We start from the raw sequence: 4,008 nt of genomic DNA on the forward strand, positions 1-4,008 counted from the left end.
CCCCCAGAACGCCGCAGGTGAGGGGATGGGCGTCTGTCAGGGTGCGGTGAGGGCGTTGGTGAGTTGGTGGATCGCACCCAGTGCGGCGGCGGTTTCGGGGTGGAGTCGGTGTCGTTCGGCGATGCTCTCGGGGGAGTAGTAGGCAATCCGCGTCGTCCCCGCGTCGTCCCAGATGAGCAGCTTCAGGGGCAGGTCCAGTGCGGCCAGTGGAGCGGCCGCCATGACTGGCGTCCCAGCGGCTGGGTTGCCGAAAATCACTAGGACGGTGTCGCGCAGGTCGAGACCGGCCGTACGAGCCGCGCCTGCCTGGTCGATCACGGCGAACACCGTGATCCCCTTGGCCTCGAGCAGCCGGCGGAATCGCTCGGTCACCTCCGCTACAGTTCCGGCGGCCACCTTGCTGACCGCCCCGGCCGGCAACGGTCCGCTGCCAGGAGAATCAGGCATGATCGCGGTCCTTCCCTTAGCGTCGTTCCTACAGAATGCGGTCTCAGAAGTGTATTTATGGGCACTCGTGTCAGCTCTCTTCACTGGCCGGAGGCCGTCACGGGGTGCAGGAGGATTCGATGGGATCTGCGGTGAGAACGGCGGTCGTGGTCGGCGGTGGGATCGTCGGTCTGGCTGTGGCGAGGGCTTTGCAGCGACTCGATCCCGGTACGCCGGTCGTCGTACTGGAGAAGGAACGGTCGGTCGCGGCGCACCAGACCGGGCACAACTCCGGGGTGGTGCATTCCGGGCTGTACTACAAGCCTGGATCCTTGAAGGCGCGCTTGGCCGTTGCCGGGGGAGCGGCGCTGAAGGAGTACTGCGAGGAGAAGGGCATCCCGGTGGAGGTCCCTGGGAAGCTCGTCGTCGCGACCACAGAGGCCGAGTTCCCGCAGCTCGATCGTCTGCTCGGCATCGGCCGTGAGAACGGTGTCCCGGTCCGACGGCTGACCCTCGACGAGATCGAGGAGCGTGAACCGCACCTCCGCGTCAAAGGTGCCCTGGCGGTCGATTCCACCGGTCGAGTGGACTTCAAGCTCGTGGCCGGCGCCCTGGCGGATGACGTCCGCGCGGCCGGCGGCGAGATCCGTACCGGGGTGACGGTGACGTCGATCGAGAACGCAGGCTCTGTCGTGCGGGTGCATACGACGGACGACGTGATCGAGGCGGATCGCGTCGCGGTCTGCGCCGGTTTGCACAGCGACCGGCTCGCGCGGGCCTCCGGGCTCGAGCCGGGTGTTCGCATCCTTCCCTTCCGGGGCGAGTTCAGCGAGATCGTTCCCGAGCGCGACTACCTGGTGAAGGGTCTGGTCTATCCGGTACCGGACCCCGACCTGCCGTTCCTCGGCGTCCACCTCACCCGTGGCATCGAAGGCACCGTCCACATCGGGCCGAACGCCGTACCGGCTCTGGCTCGGGAGGGCTATTCCTGGTCGAAGATCGTCGCTCGGGACCTGTGGGAGTCCGTGACCTACCGGGGCTCGTGGCGTCTCGCGCGGCGGTACGCCAAGACGGGAGCCAAGGAGGTGATGCGGTCACTCACCGGCCGAGCGCTCGTACGGGAAGCCCAGCGGATGCTGCCTGAGCTGCGAGTCTCGGACGTACGGCGCTCTGGCGCGGGCGTGCGCGCGCAGGCTGTGACCCGCGACGGCAAACTCGTCGACGACTTCCTGTTCCTCCGCGATGGCCGCACGTTGCATGTCCTGAACGCCCCGTCCCCGGCCGCCACCGCGTGCCTGACGATCGGCGAACGCATCGCCGAGGAGCTGTCCGCCGACCGGGCCTGAAGAGGAGCTGCGCTGTCGGCGCAACAGGACGGACCTTCGAGGTACGGTCGTCTTCCGTTCGTTGGCTGTCCGGAGGAGTGCGCGTGGCTGGTGGCATCAGGCTGATCGTTCAAGGCGACGACTTCGGTATGTGTCATGCCGTCAACGTCGGCACACTGCAAGCGTTTCAGGAAGGGATCCTGACGCAGGCCTCGACCATGGCCGCGTGTCCGTGGTTCACCGGGGCCGCGGCGCTGGCGCGTGAGTCCGGAATTCCGCTCGGCGTCCATCAGACCCTGACCTGCGAATGGGACTTCCTGCGGTGGCGGCCGCTGACCGATGGACCCTCGTTGGTGGGTGATGACGGAACGTTCTTCCGGACGGTCGCCGAGGCCCGGGCTTCGGTCACACCTGCCGATGCCGTCCGTGAGTTGTCCGCTCAGGTGGCGAAATTCGCCGCGGAAGGGCTTGCTGCCGACTACCTGGACGTCCATATGGGCGAGACGGCGCCGGACGCGTACGCCGAGGTCTCGAACGCCATCGGCAAGCCCTACATCTACGGCCCCGTGGAGTCGCGACGGTTTGCCTCGATCGAGACTCTGAGCGACCGGGAAGGGGCAGCCAAGAAGCCCTGGATGCTCGCCTACCTCGCCGGCCTGACGCCGGGCGTGCACCTGTTGGTCACGCACTGCGCCGTCGCGGGACTGGAACTCGCTGCGCTGACCGCGCCCGGCACCGAGACCTACCGATGGGCCGAGGAGTACAGGCTCTCGGACCAGGACATCGTGACCGACCCCGAGATCCGCAAGACGATCGAGGACCGCGGCATCGACCTGGTATCGATGCGCAACGCCTTCACCGACTGACGTGGTAGAAGGGGTGCATGACTGCGAACAGCTCTCAGCTGACCCGAACGCTCTCGAATGGTGCGGAGATCCCGGTGCTTGGCCTCGGGGTCTGGCAGGTGGACGACGGCCCGGAATGTGAGCGGGCGGTCGCCTGGGCGCTCGAGAAGGGCTACCGGCTGATCGACACCGCGCAGGCGTACCGGAACGAAACCAGTGTGGGGCGGGCGATCCGCAGCAGCGGCATCCCCCGAGAGGAAATCTTCCTCACCACGAAGTTCTACCCGGGAAACCGCGACCCGCTGGCCGAGGCGGAGAAGAGCGTGCAGCGGCTCGGCACGGAGTACGTCGACCTCTACCTCATCCACTGGCCGCAGGGCGGGCCGACGTGGGCCTGGCCCGGGATGGAGCGGGCGAGCGAGGCCGGCCTGGCGAGGGGCATCGGAGTTTCGAACTTCAGCGTCACGGAGCTCCAAGAGGTCCTGAAGACGAGCCAGATCCAGCCGGCGGTCAATCAGATCCAGTTCAGCCCGTTCGAGTATCGCAAGGCCCTGGTCGACGCGGGTGAGGACGCGGGCGTGGTCTCCCAGGCCTACAGCCCGCTGGGAACCGGGCGGCACCTCAGGGATCCAGTCGTCGAGCGGATCGCGGCTGCCACTGGACGCACGTCGGCTCAGGTCCTGATCAGGTGGGCGATCCAGAAGGGACTCTCGGTCATCCCCAAGTCGACCCACCGCGAACGCATCCACGAGAACTTCAACGTCCTCGACTTCGAACTCGACGAAGCGTCCGTCTCTGCACTGGACGCCCTCGACACCACCGGCCGGACCGCCGACGCGCTCTCCCGCAGCGGCAAGTGGTGGTGAGGTCAGGGTGAGAAGGTCTCGCTGATCATGGTCTTCGGCAGGTTCGCGTGGAGTGCCTGGTAGAACGGGTGGCCGGGGGTCAGGTCGGCGCGGTGGATCGGAGTACCGGTGATCGCGGAGGCGTAGAGCGCGGTCACGAACTCCATCGTCGGCCGGGTGCTGGTCAGCGTGGTGGCGTGGGTCCGGCCGCTCAACAGGTCGTCGACCAAGCGGTCCAGCTGAGCGGCGTGGTTGCTCGGAATGTCCTTGCCGGCTGAGGCGATCCACGGATCGGTGCCGATGTGGTCCGTCTCAGCCGCCCGCTGGACACTGGGATCCAGACCCAGTCTCGCTGCGTGGGCCGCGTCAGGCGCCGGATAGAAGGTCCAGTCCGCGTCGGAGTAGCCGTAGACATGGTCGACTTCGAGAGTTCCACCGGTCGTGTCGATCCGGATCCTGCTCAGCTCACGCGGCGACAGCAGGCTGTTGATCACGGTCGCCACGGCGCCGCTCTCGAAGATCACCGATGCCATCGAAACGTCCTCGAACTCCACCGGACGATCAAGC

At 67.1% G+C, this 4,008-nt stretch carries 4 protein-coding genes and 1 pseudogene; 3 read left to right on the forward strand and 2 right to left on the reverse strand.

Features of this window, described 5'->3' with window-relative positions:
• Positions 1-36: 36 nt before the first annotated feature.
• Positions 37-447, reverse strand: coding sequence for a DUF302 domain-containing protein (locus VFG33_RS30705; protein ID WP_325056484.1), 411 nt, complete (start codon positions 445-447; stop codon positions 37-39).
• 119 nt (positions 448-566) lie between these two features.
• Between VFG33_RS30705 and lhgD the strand changes: the two genes are divergently transcribed.
• From lhgD to VFG33_RS30720, 3 genes are all read left to right on the forward strand, one after another.
• Positions 567-1,772, forward strand: coding sequence for an L-2-hydroxyglutarate dehydrogenase (lhgD, locus tag VFG33_RS30710; RefSeq protein ID WP_325056485.1), 1,206 nt, complete (start codon positions 567-569; stop codon positions 1,770-1,772).
• An 83-nt stretch (positions 1,773-1,855) separates the two neighbouring features.
• Complete coding sequence (locus VFG33_RS30715; RefSeq protein WP_325056486.1) at positions 1,856-2,617, forward strand: carbohydrate deacetylase; 762 nt, start codon at positions 1,856-1,858, stop codon at positions 2,615-2,617.
• A gap of 17 nt (positions 2,618-2,634) precedes the next feature.
• Positions 2,635-3,462, forward strand: a complete 828-nt coding sequence (locus VFG33_RS30720; protein WP_325056487.1) for an aldo/keto reductase — start codon at positions 2,635-2,637, stop codon at positions 3,460-3,462.
• 2 nt (positions 3,463-3,464) lie between these two features.
• Here VFG33_RS30720 and VFG33_RS30725 read toward each other — a convergent pair.
• Positions 3,465-4,008: pseudogene (locus VFG33_RS30725) on the reverse strand (hypothetical protein); the annotation flags it as partial.

Source organism: Kribbella sp., assembly GCF_035687465.1.
Taxonomy (GTDB): Bacteria; Actinomycetota; Actinomycetes; order Propionibacteriales; family Kribbellaceae; genus Kribbella.

Coding starts and splice junctions, on each gene's coding strand:
- lhgD (WP_325056485.1), top strand. CDS start 567: ATGGGATCTGCGGTGAGAACGGCGGTCGTGGTCGGCGGTGGGATCGTC.
- VFG33_RS30720 (WP_325056487.1), top strand. CDS start 2,635: ATGACTGCGAACAGCTCTCAGCTGACCCGAACGCTCTCGAATGGTGCG.
- VFG33_RS30705 (WP_325056484.1), bottom strand. CDS start 447: ATGCCTGATTCTCCTGGCAGCGGACCGTTGCCGGCCGGGGCGGTCAGC.